The 18,370-nt window shown below is 72.0% G+C and carries 14 protein-coding genes, 1 tRNA gene and 2 pseudogenes; 9 read left to right on the top strand and 8 right to left on the bottom strand.

Annotated elements, in window-relative coordinates; all coding sequences use genetic code 11:
- Positions 1 to 1,416 precede the first annotated feature (1,416 nt).
- Positions 1,417 to 1,504, bottom strand: a tRNA-Leu gene (locus tag QHG49_RS06595).
- Positions 1,505 to 1,688: 184 nt separating this feature from the next.
- Positions 1,689 to 2,636: a beta-ketoacyl-ACP synthase III gene (locus QHG49_RS06600; protein ID WP_159706398.1), complete on the bottom strand. Its 948-nt coding sequence runs from the start codon at positions 2,634 to 2,636 to the stop codon at positions 1,689 to 1,691.
- 271 nt (positions 2,637 to 2,907) lie between these two features.
- Between QHG49_RS06600 and fdhD the strand changes: the two genes are divergently transcribed.
- Complete coding sequence (gene fdhD, locus QHG49_RS06605) at positions 2,908 to 3,762, top strand: formate dehydrogenase accessory sulfurtransferase FdhD (RefSeq protein ID WP_301487770.1); 855 nt, start codon at positions 2,908 to 2,910, stop codon at positions 3,760 to 3,762.
- 190 nt (positions 3,763 to 3,952) lie between these two features.
- Positions 3,953 to 4,219: pseudogene (locus QHG49_RS34060) on the top strand (SDR family oxidoreductase); the annotation flags it as partial.
- Between the two features lie 126 nt (positions 4,220 to 4,345).
- On the opposite strand, the gene QHG49_RS06610 reads toward QHG49_RS34060, so the two are convergent.
- Entirely contained in the window at positions 4,346 to 4,858 is a 513-nt protein-coding gene (locus QHG49_RS06610; RefSeq protein WP_159706394.1) for a MarR family winged helix-turn-helix transcriptional regulator, read from the bottom strand.
- 147 nt (positions 4,859 to 5,005) lie between these two features.
- On the opposite strand from QHG49_RS06610, the gene QHG49_RS06615 reads away from it, so the two are divergent.
- Both QHG49_RS06615 and QHG49_RS06620 read left to right on the top strand, forming a co-directional pair.
- Positions 5,006 to 5,923: a zinc-binding dehydrogenase gene (locus QHG49_RS06615; RefSeq protein WP_301487773.1), complete on the top strand. Its 918-nt coding sequence runs from the start codon at positions 5,006 to 5,008 to the stop codon at positions 5,921 to 5,923.
- Between the two features lie 184 nt (positions 5,924 to 6,107).
- Positions 6,108 to 8,036, top strand: coding sequence for a sialidase family protein (locus QHG49_RS06620; protein ID WP_301487775.1), 1,929 nt, complete (start codon positions 6,108 to 6,110; stop codon positions 8,034 to 8,036).
- Here QHG49_RS06620 and QHG49_RS06625 read toward each other — a convergent pair.
- Positions 7,986 to 9,074, bottom strand: a complete 1,089-nt coding sequence (locus QHG49_RS06625; RefSeq protein WP_301492721.1) for a bile acid:sodium symporter family protein — start codon at positions 9,072 to 9,074, stop codon at positions 7,986 to 7,988. The two genes, QHG49_RS06620 and QHG49_RS06625, sit on opposite strands and share 51 nt — an antisense overlap.
- Before the next feature lie 194 nt (positions 9,075 to 9,268).
- On the opposite strand from QHG49_RS06625, the gene QHG49_RS06630 reads away from it, so the two are divergent.
- From QHG49_RS06630 to QHG49_RS06640, 3 genes are all read left to right on the top strand, one after another.
- A complete protein-coding gene (locus tag QHG49_RS06630) occupies positions 9,269 to 10,138 on the top strand; it encodes a LysR substrate-binding domain-containing protein (RefSeq protein WP_145486270.1) in 870 nt (289 codons plus the stop codon).
- Between the two features lie 365 nt (positions 10,139 to 10,503).
- Complete coding sequence (locus QHG49_RS06635; RefSeq protein WP_301487780.1) at positions 10,504 to 12,330, top strand: long-chain fatty acid--CoA ligase; 1,827 nt, start codon at positions 10,504 to 10,506, stop codon at positions 12,328 to 12,330.
- 107 nt (positions 12,331 to 12,437) lie between these two features.
- Positions 12,438 to 13,274, top strand: coding sequence for an aldo/keto reductase (locus QHG49_RS06640; RefSeq protein WP_301487782.1), 837 nt, complete (start codon positions 12,438 to 12,440; stop codon positions 13,272 to 13,274).
- A gap of 121 nt (positions 13,275 to 13,395) precedes the next feature.
- On the opposite strand, the gene QHG49_RS06645 is transcribed toward QHG49_RS06640, so the two are convergent.
- Positions 13,396 to 14,007 carry a hypothetical protein gene (locus tag QHG49_RS06645; RefSeq protein ID WP_301487784.1) on the bottom strand — a complete coding sequence of 204 codons (612 nt, stop codon included), beginning with the start codon at positions 14,005 to 14,007 and terminating at the stop codon, positions 13,396 to 13,398.
- Between the two features lie 190 nt (positions 14,008 to 14,197).
- Here QHG49_RS06645 and QHG49_RS06650 point away from each other — a divergent pair, with 190 nt between their 5' ends.
- Positions 14,198 to 14,905, top strand: a complete 708-nt coding sequence (locus tag QHG49_RS06650) for a glycoside hydrolase family 75 protein (protein ID WP_159706382.1) — start codon at positions 14,198 to 14,200, stop codon at positions 14,903 to 14,905.
- 13 nt (positions 14,906 to 14,918) lie between these two features.
- Here the strand turns inward: QHG49_RS06650 and QHG49_RS06655 are convergent.
- Together QHG49_RS06655 and QHG49_RS06660 are read right to left on the bottom strand one after the other, a co-directional pair.
- Positions 14,919 to 15,619: pseudogene (locus QHG49_RS06655) on the bottom strand (SDR family oxidoreductase).
- Between the two features lie 95 nt (positions 15,620 to 15,714).
- Positions 15,715 to 16,659 carry a trans-aconitate 2-methyltransferase gene (locus QHG49_RS06660; protein ID WP_301487788.1) on the bottom strand — a complete coding sequence of 315 codons (945 nt, stop codon included), beginning with the start codon at positions 16,657 to 16,659 and terminating at the stop codon, positions 15,715 to 15,717.
- A 147-nt stretch (positions 16,660 to 16,806) separates the two neighbouring features.
- Here QHG49_RS06660 and QHG49_RS06665 point away from each other — a divergent pair, with 147 nt between their 5' ends.
- The gene (locus QHG49_RS06665; protein WP_301487789.1) at positions 16,807 to 17,655 is read left to right on the top strand and encodes a phytanoyl-CoA dioxygenase family protein; all 849 of its coding nucleotides are present in this window, start codon (positions 16,807 to 16,809) and stop codon (positions 17,653 to 17,655) included.
- Here the strand turns inward: QHG49_RS06665 and QHG49_RS06670 are convergent.
- On the bottom strand, positions 17,627 to 18,367 hold the full coding sequence (locus tag QHG49_RS06670; protein ID WP_301487791.1) for a class I SAM-dependent methyltransferase: 741 nt from the start codon (positions 18,365 to 18,367) through the stop codon (positions 17,627 to 17,629). The two genes, QHG49_RS06665 and QHG49_RS06670, sit on opposite strands and share 29 nt — an antisense overlap.
- Between the last annotated feature and the right edge of the window lie 3 nt (positions 18,368 to 18,370).

An 18,370-nucleotide genomic window follows, 5' to 3' on the forward strand; every position in this document is an offset into this window, starting at 1 on the left:
GACACCCACGTCCTCCCCGCCCGCCTTTTTGGAAGCGATGATGCGGCAAGGTCAGGCAACGGACGGTTGAGTTCCGTCCGACGAGATCCAGGGACCTCGCCCGGCCGACCGCGTTGGTGACGCTCTGCGCGGAGGGAAGCCCTCCCTCCCTACCGACGAGGACGCGGGCCAGCTCGCCCATTCGGAACTCGGCGTGACCGCTCTGGTTCGCTCTCCAAAGGGCAGCGAAGTACACGCGGTAGTCGAGCTGGTGCCGGTGATCCCGCGCCATGAGTTCGCACTCCGCCTGGGAGAGACCGCCCCACTCGACACCGGGGCCGAAGTCGATACGCACTGAGATGTGGTCCTTCCTGTGCGGCGCACACGTGTGCGCCAGTGGTCCCCGCCGGGCGGCGGGCCATGTGCCTCCCTTCGCGAGGCGGTGGGCGGGGTCCGGTTATGCGGCGACCAGGCACTCCCGGTCGATCCAGCGGTCCACGTCCGCCGCTCGGGGCCAAGTCGGTGCGCCACGTGCACAACATCCTGTCCGGCGCACTGGGGGCGGCAGTGCCCAAGCTGATACCCGTCAACCCCGCCGCGACGGCGCACCCTCCCACCGCCCGGCAGATCCGGGCGCAGGAGTCGAGATATCCGACCCTGGACGACGGTCAGACGACCCGGTTCCTGGGGACGGTGTGGGAGCCGTGCGGCAACCGGGCCTGTGACGGAGGTCTGACCCACCACTGTCTGCGGGACGCCCCGCTGTGGACCGTGTACGCCGCTACCGGCGTGCGCCGCAGTGAGGCGCTCGGCATGAAGTGGTCCCTCATCAACTGGGACGCTGGGTCCATCGAACTCGGTTGGGTCGTGGTCGAGGAGGGCAACACCTACCGGCTGCGCAAGCTCACCAAGGACGGCGACGACAACGCCGTCATCTACGTGGACCAGTCCGTGATGAACGTCCTGAAGTGGCAGAGGGAACGCCAGATCGCGGAACGGGAACGACTCGGCTCCGCGTGGGCGGACAGTGATCTCGTCTTCGCCCGCGACGGCTTCAAGCTGTACCGGAGTGAGCGGGCGGACCGCAGGACCCCGAGAAGGTTTCGGCGCGCTGGCGCACCCTCCGGACGCGCCTGCACCTGCCGGAGGACTTCCGGATCCACGACTGGAGGCACAGCAAGGTCACGAACGACCTGGAGGCCGGGGAGAACCCCGTCGAGGTCTCCGCGAACGTCCGGCACCATTCGCCGGGCTACACCATGGCCCGGTACGGGCACTCACGTAAGGACGGAGCGCGGCGGCTGGCCGCTTCCGGAGCGGGTCGACTCGGCCTGTCATCCCTGGTCTGACCTGGGGATTCGCCCGGCTGTTGGTCACGTGGTTGGTCACGCCACAGCCGGAGAAACAGAAAAACCCCAGATCAACTGGGGTCTCTGCTGGTGTCCGAGGGGGGACTTGAACCCCCACGCCCGATAAAGGGCACTAGCACCTCAAGCTAGCGCGTCTGCCATTCCGCCACCCGGACCAGGTGCCTGTCGCCTTGCGGAGGGCTTCCCTCGCGGCGACATGGACAACAATACCAAGGTTTCGGAGTGCGTTTCACCTGCGTGTTTCGCTCGGGTGGGCGGAGCCGGGCGGGGTGGGCGGGTGTGTACGTGGTGCGGGGTGGCGCGTACACAGAGTGATCGTAAGCCTGGGTGGGCCGCGCCCTACGGGCAGTGGATGACCTGACCGGCGTACGACAGGTTTCCGCCGAAGCCGAAGAGGAGGACCGGGGCGCCGGTAGGCAGGGCGCCCTGCTCGACCAGTTTGGAGAGGGCGAGCGGGATGCTCGCGGCGGAGGTGTTGCCGGACTCCGTCACATCGCGGGCGATCACTGCGTTCACGGCGCCGATCTTCTCCGCGAGGGGTTCGATGATGCGCAGGTTGGCCTGGTGGAGGACGACGCCCGCGAGGTCCTCGGGGGCGATCCCGGCGCGCTCGCAGGCCTTGCGGGCGATGGCCGGGAGCCGGGTGGTGGCCCAGCGGTAGACGCTCTGCCCCTCCTGCGCGAACCGCGGCGGCGTGCCCTCGATCCGTACCGTGTGCCCCATCTCCGGCACCGACCCCCACAGCACGGGCCCGATCCCCGGCTCCTGCTCCGGCGCGCACGCCTCCACGACCGCCGCTCCCGCGCCGTCGCCGACGAGGACGCAGGTGCTGCGGTCGCTCCAGTCGGCGACCTCGGTCATCTTCTCGGCGCCGATGACCAGGGCACGGGTGGCCGCCCCGGCGCGGATCGTGTGGTCGGCGGTGGCCAGCGCGTGGGTGAAGCCGGCGCACACCACGTTGATGTCCATCGCGGCGGGCCCCGGGATGCCGAGCCGGGCCGCGACCCGGGCGGCCATGTTCGGGGACCGGTCGATCGCGGTGGAGGTGGCGACGAGGACCAGGTCGATGTCGGCGGGCCCGAGCCCCGCGGTGGCGAGGGCCTTGGCGGCGGCGTGCGCGGCCAGCTCGTCCACCGGCTCGTCGGGGCCGGCGATGTGCCGGGTGCGGATGCCCACCCGCGTGCGGATCCACTCGTCGCTGGTGTCGACCATGCCGGCCAGATCCTCGTTGGTGAGCACCCGGGTGGGCTGATAGTGGCCGATGGCGGCGATGCGAGAGCCGTGCATGACGGAGGTCCCCCTTGTTGCCGTGGTAACGGGACCCACAGTCTGCTGAGTGACTCACCAGTACGAGGGCACGTGAAGCCACAGGAAACGGGCATACGAATTGTCGGCTCCCCTCAGCACCACCGGGCCCTCGTGCGCAGCGGACGGCGGCGGGCTCGTCCTCCATGTGCAGGACAATGCATGTGCAGGACAATGGGATCTCCGCATCGCACCTCCCGCACCAAGGGCCGCTTCGGCCGCCAGCACGTACAGAACCGGGGCTGATCAGGACATGGGACGAGTCACGGAACGGCGCAAGGTCCTCCGCATCCGGGACGGCGCGGTCTCCACCCGGCCGGACACACTCGTCGCCGAGGAGCCCCTGGAGATCCGGCTGAACGGCAAGCCGCTGGCGATCACCATGCGCACCCCGGGCGACGACTTCGCGCTCGCGGCCGGGTTCCTGGTGAGCGAGGGCGTGCTGGCGGCCACGTCCGACCTCCAGAACATCGTCTACTGCGCGGGTGCCACCGCGGACGGTTCGAACACCTACAACGTGGTCGATGTGAAGACCGCGCCGGACGTCTCCCTCCCCGACTTCACCCTCGAACGGAACGTCTACACCTCGTCCTCGTGCGGACTGTGCGGCAAGGCCAGCCTGGACGCCGTCCGTACGACCGCCCGCTGGCCGATCGCCGACAGCCCCCGTCTCCGCGTCACGCCGGAGCTGCTGGCCGAGCTGCCCGAACGGCTGCGGGAGGCCCAGCGGGTGTTCGACCGCACCGGGGGTCTGCACGCGGCCGCCCTGTTCACCGAGGACGGGGAACTGCTCGACGTCAAGGAGGACGTCGGCCGGCACAACGCGGTCGACAAGCTGGTGGGGCGGGCCCTCCAGAACGGTGGGCTGCCCCTGTCCCGGACGGTGCTGCTGGTCTCCGGCCGGGCCTCGTTCGAGCTGGCGCAGAAGGCCGTGATGGCCGGGATCCCGTTGCTGGCGGCGGTGTCGGCACCGTCGTCGCTGGCCGTGGACCTCGCCACGGAGACCGGCCTGACGCTCGTCGGGTTCCTGCGGGGCAGCTCGATGAACGTGTACGCGGGGGACGACCGGATCGCGCTGGAGAAGGAGACGGAGACGACCAAGGGCTGACCGGCGCCTGGCCGACCACTGGGCACCTCCCCCGGCTTCCCCAGCTCCCTCAACCCTCCCGATCTCCCCGGCTCCCTCGCGCGTGGTGTACACGGCGGACGAGACGCTGCTGCTGGAGAGCGTGGCCGACACCGAACCGGCCCGGGAGCAGCGGTTCTTGGACACCCGGCGGTGAGGCGCGTACCGGGCGGTGAAGTACGGCGCCGGGTCGATCCGGGCGGGCGGGTCGATCGCACTGACCACGGGTACGGCGGGGAACCGGCCGCTACCGGGATCGAGCGTGGTGTCGGCGCTGTGCGGGGCGATGGAGTCCCTGACGCGGGCGCTGGCACTGGAGTTGGCGCCACTGCGGGTCAACGTGGTCGCGCCCGAAGTCGTACGCACCGAGTCGTGGCGGGAGTTGGCGGAGGCGGAGCGCGAGGGGCTGTACAGCGGGGCGGCCGGGTCACTGCCGGTGGGCCGGGTGGGCGCGCTCCCTCAACCACCCCGCCCGGTCACCCCGCCGCCTCCCTCAACCACCCCGCTCCGTCACCCCGCCGCCTCCCTCAACCACCCCGCTGCCGCCCTCCCCCGCCCCGCCCGGTCACCCCTCCGTGCCGGAGATCCGCGTCAACAGGAGTACGAACAGCTCGCGTTCGGCCGCCGACAACGGAGCGAGCAACTCCTCGTTGGCCGTACGGGCGGCCTGCTCGCAGCGTTCGAGGAGCAGGCCGCCCTTCTCGGTGAGGGACACCGCGTTCTTACGGCGGTCCCCGGGATCCGGCGCGCGGACGACCAGGCCGGCGCTCTGCAGGTCGTTCAGGATGCCCACGAGGTCCTTGGGGTCGAGGGCGATGCCCCGCGCGAGGTCGGCCTGGGCCACGGGGGCGAGGTCGCGGACGGCGGAGAGCGCCACGTGGTGCCACATCTTCAGGCCCTCGGCGGCGAGCGCGTCGGCGACCAGGGCCCGGCCCCGCGCGGCGGCCCGGCCGAGGATCCAGCTGGGCAGTGCCCGGATCGCGGTCAGGGGCGGTCCGGGCGTCCGCGACGGTTCGACACGCGGGGATGTTCCGGCATACGGGGGTGTTTCGGCACGCGGGGACGTTTCGGCAGCCATGGGCAGCAGCCTATCCGAGAAATCATTGGACTTCCCCACGACTTTCGGCATACCGTTGGAACTCCCAACGACCCCGTGCGGGCTTGGACTCTCTCTCCTTGCCCCGCCACCGATCCGCCGGTCCGACGAACCGGCCATGGAGGCCCGATGCGTCGCGTCCGGTACGACTCCCCCGGCGGCCCCCTGTTCACGGAGAAGGCCGACATCCCCGAGCCCGGTCCCGGCCAGCTGCTCGTGCGCTGCGCCGCGATCGGGGTCACGCTGCCGGTCGTCCGCAAGGTGCGCGAGGCCGCCGAGCCGATACCGCTGGGCGGTGAACCGGCGGGCGAGGTGATGGCGGTCGGCGCCGAGGTGACCCGGTTCCGCCCCGGCGACCGAGTGACGGGGCTGTGCTTCGGACACGGGTACGCCGATTACGCGGTGCTGGACGAGGCCATGGCCTCGTCGATACCGGAGGGTGCCACCGAGGTGGACGCGGTCGCGCTGGTGCGCAGCGGGCTGGTGGCGCTCGGCGCCCTGTCGGCTGCGCGCCCCGAGCCGGGCGAGTCGGTGCTGGTGACGGCGGCGGCGAGCGGGGTCGGGCACCTGGCGGTGCAGCTGGCGCGGGCGCGGGGTGCGGGGCGGGTGGTGGGGGCCGTCTCCGACCCGGCGAAGGCGGAGTTCGTGCGCTCCCTCGGCGCGGACGACTGCGTCCGGTATGCCGACGACAGCTGGGGAGACCCCGTGGACTGCGTCCTGGACGCGGCCGGCGGCGACCTGCTCACCCCTGCCGTCGCCGCCCTCGCCCCGCACGGCCGGCTGGTCGCCTACAGCTCGGGCGGCGGCACGGTCCGGGCGTACGACCTCCTCGTGGGCGCCAAGTCGGTGATCGGCTTCCAGATGGCCCTGATCGCCCGTGGCCGGCCCGAGCTGTACGAGCGGTGGCGCCGGGAGCTGTGGCGGCTCTTCGACGAGGGGAGCGTACGGCCCGTCGTGCACGCGGAGTTCGGCCTGGAGGAGGCGGCGCGGGCGCACGCGGCGATAGAGACGCGGTCCAACCTGGGCAAGGTCGTGCTGCGGCCATGAACCCCCGCACGCTTGCTCCGGTAAACCCCCGGATGTTTCCGGTGGCGGGCTCCATCGTTTCGCGCGGCGGTTCCCGGCACACTTCTTGTATGACACCAAAGGCCCAACTACCTTCGATGGGGCGCACCTTGGACATGGGATGTCCGGACGTCCAGATGTCCGGCCGACGAGAGGCAGGCCGCACGTGCCGACATGTCTTCGCGCCCGACTCAGACCCGTACTCGCCACGGCCGCCGTCATGACGGCCGCACTCCTCGCACCCCTGCTGCCGGCCCAACCGGCCCACGCCCGACCGGCCCAAGCCCGGCCGATCCAGCAGGCCCAGCAGGCCCAGCGGACCCAACAGGCGGCCGGTTCGCCCGAATTCGAGCAGCAGGTGCTGTTCCGGGCGTCCCAGGACCCGGGTTACGCCTGCTTCCGCATCCCCGCGGTCGTCAGGACGACGGACGGGACGCTGCTGGCCTTCGCCGAAGGCCGGGTGCTCAACTGCGGGGACGCCGCCGACATCGACATCGTGGTCAAACGGTCCACCGACGACGGCCGCACCTGGAGCCCGCTGCGGGTCGTCGACGAGGGCGCGGGTGACACCCACGGCAACCCCGCGCCGATCGTGGACCGGACGACCGGCCGGGTCTGGCTCGCCGAGACGTACAACACGGGGCGTACGGACAGCGCCAGCTGCTCGGTCCCCTGCGACCGCACCCCGCATCTTCAGTACAGCGACGACGACGGCCTGACCTGGTCCGCGCCGCGCGACCTGAGCCCCGAGATCCTGCCCGCCGACTGGAACTCCTGGTACGCGACCGGTCCGGTGCACGGGATACAGCTCACCAAGGGGCGGTACGCGGGCCGGCTGGTGTTCGGGGTCAACGCCGAGACGTGGAACGGCAGCCGGATCACCGCCAATCACGCGGCGCTCGTCGTCAGCGACGACCACGGCGGCCACTGGCGGATCGGCGCCACCGACACCTGGCCCATCGCGGACGACGGCACCTTCCGGCAGAAGCCGTCCGAGCTGACCCTCGCCGAGCGCGCGGACGGTTCGATCCTGGTCAGCGGCCGGGAGACGGACGGCACCGACCTCGGTCAGCGCACCCAGACCACCAGCCGCGACGGCGGAAACAGCTTCACCGCCCCCTTCCGCGCCCTGCCCGACCTGTACACCCCGCAGGTGCAGGGGTCGATACTGCGCCTGGGCGACCGCGTTCTGCTGGCCTGCCCCGCCGACCCCGACCGGCGCCGCACCATGATGATCCGCTCCTCGTACGACGGCGGGCGCACCTGGGACAGCGTGGACCGGGGCACGGTCGTCACCACCGACTGGTCCGGCTACTCGGACCTGGTGCGGATGGGCGGGGACACCGTGGGTCTGCTTTACGAGGGCGGGGCGGTGGACGCGCGGGACGAAATCCGCTTCGCCCGGTTCACCGAGGACTGGCTCACCCCGCGCCGGGACCCCGACCCGGTCACCCCGGACCTGGCCCCGGGCGCCCATCCGGCCGCGGTGCTCGGCGGCGCGCAGGAGACGGACGGCGTCTTCGGGGGCGCGCTCGCCTTCGACGGCACGGACGACGCCGTACGGCTGCCGTACCGCGCGAGTCTTCCCCTGGGGGCGAAGGACTTCACGGCGTCGCTGTGGTTCCGGTACACGGCGGTGACCGGGGAGCAGCCGCTGCTGTGGATGGGCGGGATCGGGACCAGCGAGCCGCAGGTGTGGCTGCGCGGGGAGCCGGCGAACCACCGGATACAGGGACTGATCACCGCCCGGGACGGCGCGGCGGCCTCGCGGACGGTGGCCGTGCGCACGGACGGCGCGTACAACGACGGCCAGTGGCACCACGCGGTGCTGCGCCGGGGCGGCGGGACGCTGTCGCTGTTCGTCGACGGTACGGAGGCTTTGGTGGCCGATGTGCCGGGCTCGGTGAGCCGTGACTCGCCCTTCGGTGTGCACATAGGTCAGCGCATGGACAGCCGGGCCTTCTTCACCGGTGGGATCGACGAGGTGCACGTCTGGGACCGGGCGCTGACCGACCAGGAGCTGGCGGACCCGAAGGCGCTGCGGTCACCGGAGGACACGGTTCTGTGGCTGCCCCTGGACCGGGTGCGCGGCTGACCCCTCGGCGCCGCCACCCGCCTCGGCACCAGCGGCAGCACCGTCCTCGGCCTCGGTGCCCCGGCCGGTGTCCCCGGCCCCGTCCTCGTCCTCGACCCCCGGGTCATGGGCGCGGCGCTTGGCGATGACCGCGCACACCATCAGCTGCATCTGGTGGAAGAGCATCAGCGGAAGCACGGCCAGGAAGGCGTGGGCGCCGAAGAGGACGCTCGCCATGGGCAGGCCGGAGGCGAGGGACTTCTTGGAGCCGGCGAACTGGATGGCGATCCGGTCCTCCCGGTCGAAGCCGAGGGCCCGGCCCCCGTACCAGGTGCCGACCAGCATCACAGCGAGGACCACGGCCTCGACCAGGAGGAGCGCGCCGAGCCGGGCGGGGCTGACCTGGTGCCAGATGCCCTGGATCATGCCCTCGCTGAAGGCGGTGTAGACGACGAGCAGGATGGAACCGCGGTCGACCAGTCCGAGGACCTTCTTGTGCCGGGTGATGAAGGGGCCGATCCAGCGCCGCAGCAGCTGCCCGGCGAGGAACGGCACCAGCAGTTGCAGCACGATCTTGACGAGGGAGTCGGCGGAGAAACCGCCGCCGCTGTTGCCGAGCAGTACGGCCGCCAGCAGCGGGGTGAGGACGATGCCGACCAGGGAGGAGAAGGAGCCGGCGCAGATGGCGGCGGGCACGTTTCCGCGGGCGATGGAGGTGAAGGCGATGGACGACTGGATCGTGGAGGGCACCAGGGTCAGGAAGAGCAGGCCCTGGTAGAGGGGCTGGGTGAGGAGCACCGGCACGGTGGCGCGGGCGGCCAGGCCGAGCGCGGGGAAGACGAGGAAGGTGCAGGCCAGCACGGTGACATGGAGCCGCCAGTGGCGCAGTCCGTCGAGTGCCTCGCGGGTGGAGAGGCGGGCGCCGTAGAGGAAGAAGAGGAAGGCGATCGCGGCGGTCGAGGCGCCCGAGGCCACGGTGGCGCCGGTGCCATGGGCCGGGAACAGGGCGGCGAGGCCCACCGTGCCGAGGAGCAGCACGATGTACGGGTCGATCGGCATCCAGCTCGGCCAGCGCAGGCGTGTCACGATGCTCCGATGGGTGTGCGACGGCAGGGGGTGTGCGACGGCATTCCGGTCGGGCCCGTGGGACCGGGCCTCTCCTGATGATCCCTTGCCCCGCCTCGATCGGGAATCCCGCACACCACTCTCACTGTCATCATGATTCGCGATAGCGACGACGTACGCTGGGGGCCGTGTACGACCCGAACCAGCTGCGGACCTTCCTCGCGGTCGCCCAGACGCTGAGCTTCACGCAGGCGGCCCGGCGTCTCGGCCTGCGCCAGTCCACGGTGAGCCAGCATGTGCGCAGGCTGGAGGAGGCGTCGGGGCGTCCGCTGTTCGCCCGGGACACGCACTCCGTGGAGCTGACCGAGGACGGCGAGGCGATGCTCGGCTTCGCGCGCCGGATCCTGGAGGTGCACGAGCAGGCGACGGCGTTCTTCACCGGGACCCGGGTGCGCGGGCGGCTGCGGTTCGGCGCGTCGGAGGACTTCGTGCTGACCCGGCTGCCGGAGATCCTGGAGGGCTTCCGCTACGACCATCCCGAGGTCGATCTGGAGCTGAGCGTCGAGCTGTCCGGGATCCTGCACGAGCGGCTGGCCGCCGGGAAGCTCGATCTGGTGCTGGCCAAGCGGCGCCCGGAGGATCCGCGCGGGTCGCTGGTGTGGCGCGACGACCTGGTGTGGATCGGCGCCGAGCGGCTGCGCCTGGACGCCGACCGGCCGGTTCCGCTGATCGTGTACCCGCCGCCCGGCATCACCCGGGCGCGGGCCCTGGAGGCGCTGGAGCGGCAGGGGCGCGACTGGCGGATCGTCTGCACCAGCGGCAGCCTCAACGGGCTGATCGCCGCGGCCCGGGCGGGGCTCGGGGTGATGGCGCACGCGCGCCGGCTGGTCCCGCCGGGCCTGTTCCGGCTGCCGGAGCGCGTGGGGCTGCCGGAGCTGGGGAAGGTCGACTTCGTGCTGGCGCACGGCCGGCACCGGCCGGGGACACAGGAGGCGGCGGACGCCCTCGCGGCGGCGGTGCTTGCGGGCGGGGAGCGGCTGCGGCGCCATGGCGGCTGACGGCGGTGTGGCGCTCTTCACAGGGACCTCGGCGGCGGGCCGGATGCCGGTGGCCGCACGGGAGGGGCGCGGTGGGGCCGTCGCCGGGCCGCGGACGGCGTGGTCGTGGCCGTAATCGCCCTGTACAGAGCGGTAATCGGCGCGTACAGATTCGGTGGAGATTACGCCCCCGAAACTTACTGACCCGTCAGTATTGTGTCCGTCCCTTCCCCATGTGCGGGCATTTTCCGGACAACCATCGGGCGGAAGGCGCGGTTTGCTCTGTTTCCGCACCCCTCCCCTCCGCTCAGGGTGTGAGGTAGCTTTCACGGCGCTGTGCCGCACATCACCGGCGCGTTCAGGCAGCGAGGATCGGGGAGCGAGGATTGCGCGAGTTCACCAACCCGCCTCTCACGTCGGCACCGCCGGTGGGTGGTCTGGCCGATGCGGTCTTCGAGCACGCCGAGACGGACCCGGGGCGGGTGGCCCTCGGCCGCAAGGACGCTGCCGGGCAGTGGCGCGATGTGACCTCCGCCGAGTTCCGCGACGAGGTCCTCGCCCTGGCCAAGGGCCTGCTGGCGAGCGGGGTCCGGTTCGGCGACCGGGTCGCGATCATGTCCCGTACCCGCTACGAGTGGACGCTCTTCGACTTCGCCCTGTGGACCATCGGCGCCCAGGTGGTGCCGGTCTACCCCACCTCCTCGGCGGAGCAGTGCTTCTGGATGCTGTACGACGCCGAGGTCACCGCGGCGATCGTGGAGCACGAGGACCACGCGATGACCATCGCCACGGTGATCGGCCGGCTCCCGCGGCTGCGCCGGCTGTGGCAGCTGGACGCGGGCTGTGTGCGGGAGCTGTACGACGCCGGCGCGCATCTGGACGACGAGGTGGTGCACCGGCACCGGCAGGCGGTCACCCCGGACTCGGTGGCCACGGTCATCTACACCTCGGGCACCACGGGCCGCCCCAAGGGCTGTGTGCTCTCGCACGGGAACTTCATGTTCGAGGCGGACAGCGTGGTGGACCGCTGGGCGCCGGTGTTCCACTCCAGGCGCGGGGAAGAGGCGTCCACGCTGCTGTTCCTGCCGCTCGCCCATGTCTTCGGGCGCATGGTGGAGGTGGCCGCGGTCCGGGGCCGGGTGCGGCTCGGCCACCAGCCGCAGCTGAACGCCGCGGCCCTGCTGCCCGACCTCCAGGCGTTCCAGCCGACGTTCATCCTGGCGGTGCCGTACATCTTCGAGAAGGTGTTCAACGCCTCCCGGCGCAAGGCGGAGAAGGAGGGCAAGGCGGGGCCGTTCGAGAAGGCGGTCGATGTCGCGGTGCGGTACGCGGAGGCGGTCGAGGCGAAGGCCTGGGGCGTCGGGCCGGGGCCGACGGCGGGGCTGCGGATGCAGCACCAGTTGTTCGACAAGCTGGTGTACGCGAAGGTCAGGGCCGCGATGGGCGGCCGGATCCGCAACGCCATGTCGGGCGGCTCCGGCATGGACAGACGCCTCGGGCTGTTCTTCGCGGGCGCGGGCGTGCAGATCTACGAGGGCTACGGCCTGACCGAGTCGACGGCCGCGGCGACCGCGAACCCGCCCGAGCACACCCGCTACGGCACGGTCGGCCAGGCGATCCCCGGGACGACCGTGCACATCGCCGACGACGGCGAGGTCTGGCTGTACGGCGGCAATGTCTTCCAGGGCTATCTGAACAACCCCAAGGCGACCGACGGATCGCTGCACGACGGCTGGCTGGCCACCGGGGACCTGGGCTCGCTGGACGAGGACGGTTATCTGACGATCACCGGCCGCAAGAAGGAGATCCTGGTGACCTCCGGCGGCAAGAGCGTCTCGCCCGGGGTGCTGGAGGAGCGGGTCCGCGACCATCCGCTGGTCAGCCAGTGCATCGTGGTCGGCAACGACCGCCCCTACATCGCCGCCCTGGTCACCCTCGACCACGAGGCCGTCGAGCACTGGCTCCAGATGCGTGGCAAACCGGCGATGGCGCCCGCGCGGCTGGTGCGGGACCCGGATCTGGAGACCGAGGTGCGGCGCGCCGTGGTCGCCGCGAACACGCTGGTCTCGCAGGCCGAGTCGATCCGCACCTTCCGGATACTGGCGCAGCCGTTCACCGAGGAACACGGCCTGCTGACACCGTCGTTGAAGCTGAAACGGAAGGCGATCGAGAAGGCGTACGAGCGCGAGGTCGAGGCGCTGTACAAGTCCTGACGGACCGGGACGGATCCGGAGGTTCCAGGCGCGTCAGGAATGTATCGTGGTGTGTGATCGTTGACGATGAAGAACCACGTCGTCGACCAGCGAAGGATCACGAGCTCGTGAGCAGCAAGGTCCCCCCGATCATCCTCAACAACGGTGTCGAGATGCCCCAGGTGGGCTTCGGCGTGTGGCAGGTGCCGGACGACGAGGCCGAGCAGGCCGTCGGCACGGCGCTCGAGGCCGGGTACCGCAGCATCGACACGGCCGCTGCGTACGGCAACGAAGAGGGCACCGGCCGTGCCATCGCGGCCTCCGGTCTGCCCCGCGAGGATATCTTCGTCACCACCAAGCTCTGGAACAGCGACCAGGGGTACGACGCGACGCTTCGCGCCTTCGACACGTCGCTCGGCAAGCTGGGGCTCGACCATCTCGACCTGTACCTGATCCACTGGCCGCTGCCGGCCCGGGACACGTACGTCGACACGTACAAGGCGCTGGAGAAGCTGTACGCCGACGGCCGGGTCCGCGCCATCGGAGTGTCCAACTTCCTTCCCGAGCATCTGCGGCGGCTCGCGGAGGAGACGTCCGTCGTCCCCGCCGTGAACCAGATCGAGCTGCACCCGCATCTTCAGCAGCACGCGGCCCGGGAGTACCACGCGGAGCAGGGCATCCGGACGGAGGCATGGTCGCCGCTCGGGCAGGGCAAGGGGCTGCTGGAGGTGCCGGCGATCGTGGCGATCGCGCAGAAGCACAACCGCACTCCGGCGCAGGTGGTGCTGCGGTGGCACGTCCAGCAGGGCACCATCGTGATCCCGAAGTCGGTGACGCCCTCGCGGATCAAGGAGAACATCGAGGTGTTCGACTTCAGCCTGGACGCGGAGGATCTGGCGGCGATCGGCGCGCTGAACGAGGACCGGCGGATCGGGCCGGACCCGGCGACGTTCGACATGGGCTGACGATTCTCTTCCGGCCGCGCGTACGGGGAGCCCTGTGCGCGCGGCCGACGCCTCGAAGGGGCGCGGGGAACCGCGCGGCCGGCCCCGACGGACCCGGGGACCACGGCGCCCCCGCTCTTTCTCACAGCGCATGCGCATCCGCGTGCACCACCTCGAACTCCTCCAGCGCCACCACCGTCGCCCGTGCCTTGGCCGTGCCGGAGCGGCGGATCGCGGACAGGCCGGCGCGGGCGGACGCGAGGGCGTGGTGGTCGGTGAAGACCGTGCCCGCGATGCCCCGGCCCCGGTCGCGGTCCAGCAGCAGCGCCGTGCGGGCGAGTCCCGGCACCGTCTCCAGCCGGGGCAGCGCGGTCGCGTGGAAGGTGTCGGCCAGCAGGTCCGCGTCCCGGGGGTCGAACTCCAGGCGGGCGACGCGCAGTCCGCCGCCGGTCACGGGCAGCGGCAGGGCGTGGAAGACGGCGGCGCGATAGTGCTCGACGGCCACCGACGCGGCGAAGGGTTCCAGCAGCGCGGGGCGCCGCTCCCGCATCACCTCGTCGCTGTCGGTCTGCGCCTCCTCGGACTCCCACCAGCTGACCGTGAGCAGTTTGCCCAGCTCGCGGTCGACGAAGACGCCCGCGCCCCGGTAGCCGGGCCGCTCCTCCAGCAGATCGTGGCCCCGGCTGTTCAGGGCGCGCAGGGCCGGGTCCAGCCGGGCCGGATCCCCGGTCGCGTACACCGTGCGTACGAACATGGCACCTCGCCTCCCGGGCGCGGACGACACGGACCCCTCCGGTGCCTCCAGTCTCACCATGGGGCGCGAACCATCGCAATACGCACGGGGTTTCGCGGGTTCGCGACCGCAGGGTTGACGCGCACATGGCACCTACGTCACGGTGGAGCCGCCCGGTAAGGAAAGTTTCCTAACAGAAGGGTCCCCCACAGTGCGTCTTCGATCACTGACCCTCGCCGCGGCCTCCGGGGCCGCCCTGCTCGCCGCCGGCCTGATGCCCGCGCACGCGCTCGCGGACCCCGCGCCGGCAGCCGCGCCGAAGGGCGCCCAGGAGGGCTCGGTCAGCGCGGCCGACCTGCTCGCCAAGGTGAAGTCCTGTGCGCAGATCTCCAACGGCAAGTACAAGACCGACGACGAGACCTCGGCCACGGTCCCGGTCTGCGGCAAGAACGGCGCGGTGTTCTGGAAGGCCGACATGGACATCGACTGCGACGGCCAGCGCACCACCAACTGCAACGAGGACCGCGACCCCTGGTACCAGGACGACACCGCCTTCCACCAGTCCGACGGCAAGCCCCTGAAGTCCGAGTCGCTGCCCTATGTCGTGGTGCCCAGCACCAGCAGCATCTGGAAGTACTCCGACTACGGGATCAAGGGCGGTGGCGTGGTCGCCGTCGTCTACGGCGACAAGGTGGAGTACGCCGTCGTCGGCGACACCGGCCCCACGAAGATCATCGGCGAGGCGTCGTACGCCACCGCCAAGGCGCTCGGGATCGACCCGGACCCGGCGACCGGCGGCGCGGACTCGGGCGTGACCTACATCCTGTTCAAGAACTCCAAGGTCTCCCCCATCGAGAGCCACAGCGCCGCCGTCTCCCTCGGCGACCAGCTGGCGCAGCAGTTCATAGCGAACAACTAGCGTCGTTCCTGCGTCAGTTGGGCTGACCCAGCGGACGTACGACCACGGTGTTGACATCGACCCCGGCCGGCTGCCGGATCGCCCAGGCCACGGAGTCGGCGATCTGGTCGGCGGTCAGCGGGTGCCCCGGGGCAGGCCGCCCGAGCCGTCCCAGATCGGCGTCTCCACCCGGCCGGGGGCGATCAGCGTCACGCCGACGCCGGACTCGGTGACCTGCCGCCGGGTGTTCTCGGCGAGCCCGGTGACCGCCCACTTGGTCGCCCCGTAGAGGTTGCCCGGCGTGTTCACGAATCCGGCGACGCTGCCGACGAGCACGATCCGGCCGCGTGTCTCCTCGAGCGCGTCGACCGAGGCGCGGATCAGCAGGGCCGGGCCGAGGACGTCGGTGAGGACCGTCTCGGACCAGCCGGCCGGGTCGCCCTCGGCCACGGAGTCATGGGTGGCGAGCCCGGCGTTGGCGACCACGGTGTCCAGCCGGCCGTACGCCGTGAGGGTGCGGTCGACCGCGTGCCGGATGTCGTCGTACGACGCCGCGTCGCCGACGACCGTCGTCAGTGCCCCGGGGTCGCCCAGGCCCTCGGCGAAGTCCCGCAGCCGCCGTTCGGTGCGGCCCGTGACGGCGACCCGGTGTCCGGCGGCCAGCAGCTGCCGGGCGACGGCGGCCCCGATACCGCTGCCGCCGCCGGTGATGAGCGCGACCGGAGAGTCGTTCATGGTTTCCCCCTGGGTATCCGAATGCCGTTGGATGGACGGGGAGTTCACCATTTGGAACGCTCTCGAAGTCACGTGCCGCCGGGCGCCGGGCGCGGTCAGGAGGGGCGTACGGCCGTGTGCACGGTGTGCGCGGACAGGAGGAAGACGTCCGGCCGCCGGTGGACGCTCGCGGGGTCGACGGGGTCGAGGAGCCGGTCGAGGGTGTCCCGGTCCTCGGCGGCGAGGGCGTCGCCGAAGCCCTCGCGCACCCGGCCGAGGGTGGCGGCGACATAGGCGCGGGTCCGGTCGTCGGCCGGGGCGGGCAGGTCGAGCAGGAAGCTGCGGCTGCCGGTGTACCGCAGGCCCGCGGCGGTCAGCAGGGCCGGCCAGTCCTCGGTCTCGGCGACGGAGCCGGGCAGTTCGGCCCGCATCCGCGTGAACCGGTCCTCCTCCAGCGCGTCCAGCCGCGCCTGGAGCCCCGGGCGGCCGATGCCGAGGTCGCGGGGCAGGAAGCGGGAGGGCAGACCGCCTTCGAGGAGGGCCAGGGTGCCGCCGGGGGCGAGCCGCTGCCCGAACGCGGTGAGCGCGGCCCGCTGGTCGCCGAGGTGGTGCAGGCTGCGGCTGGCCCACAGCAGATCGGCCGGCTTCGGCAACTGGTGCAGCACGTCAGGGAGTTCACCGGCCAGGATGTCGACGCGATCGGTGAGGCCGAGGCGGCCGGCGCGGGCGCGGGCCCGGTCGAGGAGCGGCGCGGTGCCGTCCACGGCGACGACCCGGGCGCCGGGGAACACCTCGGCGAACAGGCAGGACAGGACCCCGGGGCCGCTGCCCGCGTCCGCGATCAGACCCGGCTCGGCGGACTCGTCCGCGAGCCAGGACAGGGCCTGCCGGTACAGGGGGGCGAACAGTTCGGCCTGGGCCTCAAGGTGGGGGCCCAGCTCGTTCCAGTCGAGGTCCGCGCCGTGCCCGTGGCCGTGCGCATGCCCATGGCCGTGCTTGTGCCCGTGGTCCTCTTCGTGTCCCTGGCAGCGGGTGTGATCGCCGTTGTGGTCGTGCGCCATGGTGGTCAGCCTCTCTTCCGGATGCCGTCAGGGTGCGACGGCACACCGGGCGGGGGCCAGCTCCGTTGCCGACCCGGCAAATCCGGGCCGGGGAGGCCGCCGGAAAACCGGATGCCCCACCGCCTTACCTCGTCCACCATGACCCGCATGGGCAACGACATGGTGGAGCGCTTCCTCGCCGACGGGTTCGTGAAGATCGAGGGCGCGGTCGCGCCCCGGGTCGCCGAGGACTGCGCGCGGCTGCTGTGGCGGGAGACGGGGTACGACCCTCAGGACCCCGCCACCTGGAAGGACCCGGTGGTGCGGATCGGCGGCCTGGCACAGGGTCCCTTCGCGGCCGCCGCCAACTCCCCCGCCCTGCACACCGCGTTCGACCTGCTGGTGGGTGAACGGCGTTGGCTGCCACGGTACTCGCTCGGCACGTTCCCGCTGCGCTTCCCGCACCCCGAGGACCCGGGCGACGCCGGCTGGCACATCGAGGGCAGCTATCTGCCCGAGGGCGCCACCTGGTTCCACACCAATCTCCGTTCCCGGGACCGGGCGTTGCTGATGCTGTTCCTGTTCAGCGAGGTGGGCGAGGAGGACGCGCCGACCCGGATCCGGGTCGGCTCGCATCTGGACGTGCCGCGGGTCCTGGAACCGTACGGCGAGGCAGGTGTCTCCGGGCTGGAGATCGCGCCGGAGCTGGTCGCGGCCAGCGAGCACCGGCCGCTCGCGCTCGCCACCGGGCGCCCCGGCGACGTCTATCTGTGCCATCCGTTCCTGGTGCACGCGGCGCAGCCGCACCGGGGCACCCGGCCCCGGCTCATGGCGCAGCCGCCGCTGGAGCCCGCGGTGCCCTACGAGCTGGAGCGGCCGGACGGGGCGTACTCACCGGTGGAGACGGCGATCCGGCGGGGACTCGGGTGGACCACCGGCTACCCGCGCCCGACCTCAGTCACACGCGCACCCGACGACCCAATACCCGTCAGTCCTTGCGGAAGGCGCGCAGGCTGAACGTCGGGTCCGCGCGCGGGCGGTCCTGGTCCGGGAGGGCGGCGAGCCGGGCGGCGTACGTCCCCCGGCGCGGATCACCGGGCGGCAGCAGGCTGAACCAGCCCCGGTACAGGTCGGCGATGGTGCTGCGGGGGCTGCGGCCCTGGCCGACGCCGGGGAAGGCGGACCGTCCCGCGAGAGCGAGCCCGTGCCGGGCGGCGTGCGCGGTCACGAGGTCGGCGGCGTCGGCGGCGGGGCGGATCGGGCGGCCGGCGAGGGCGGCCTCGATGTCGCTGCCCACGTCGTGCGCGGCGGCCTTGTCGACCGTCGTGACATACACCCCGCCGGGCCGGAGGACGCGGGCGCACTCGGCGAGGACGGCGTCCAGGTCGTCGGGGTCGGTGAGCAGGTGCAGCAGCCAGACGCTGGTGACGCCGTCGAAGGCGGCGCCGGGGAAGGGCAGTCGGCGGCTGTCGGCCCGGACGATCGCGCCGGGCAGGCGGGCGGCGGCCCGGCGGATCATGCCGGCGGCGAGGTCCGCGCCGGTCACCCGGGTCGCGGGGCGGGCCGCGGCGAGCCTGCGGGTGACGATGCCGGTGCCGCAGCCGAGGTCGAGGAGGCGGCCCGGACGGTCGGGTATCAGATCGAGGACGGCGCGTGCGGCGGCCTCGGCGCGTGCCTCGCCACCGCGTGAGGCGTCGTAGACACGGGCTTCCTTGTCGTAGTCCAGCACGAC

Origin of the sequence: Streptomyces sp. WP-1 (assembly GCF_030450125.1) — a bacterium.
GTDB classification, from domain to species: Bacteria; Actinomycetota; Actinomycetes; order Streptomycetales; family Streptomycetaceae; genus Streptomyces; species Streptomyces incarnatus.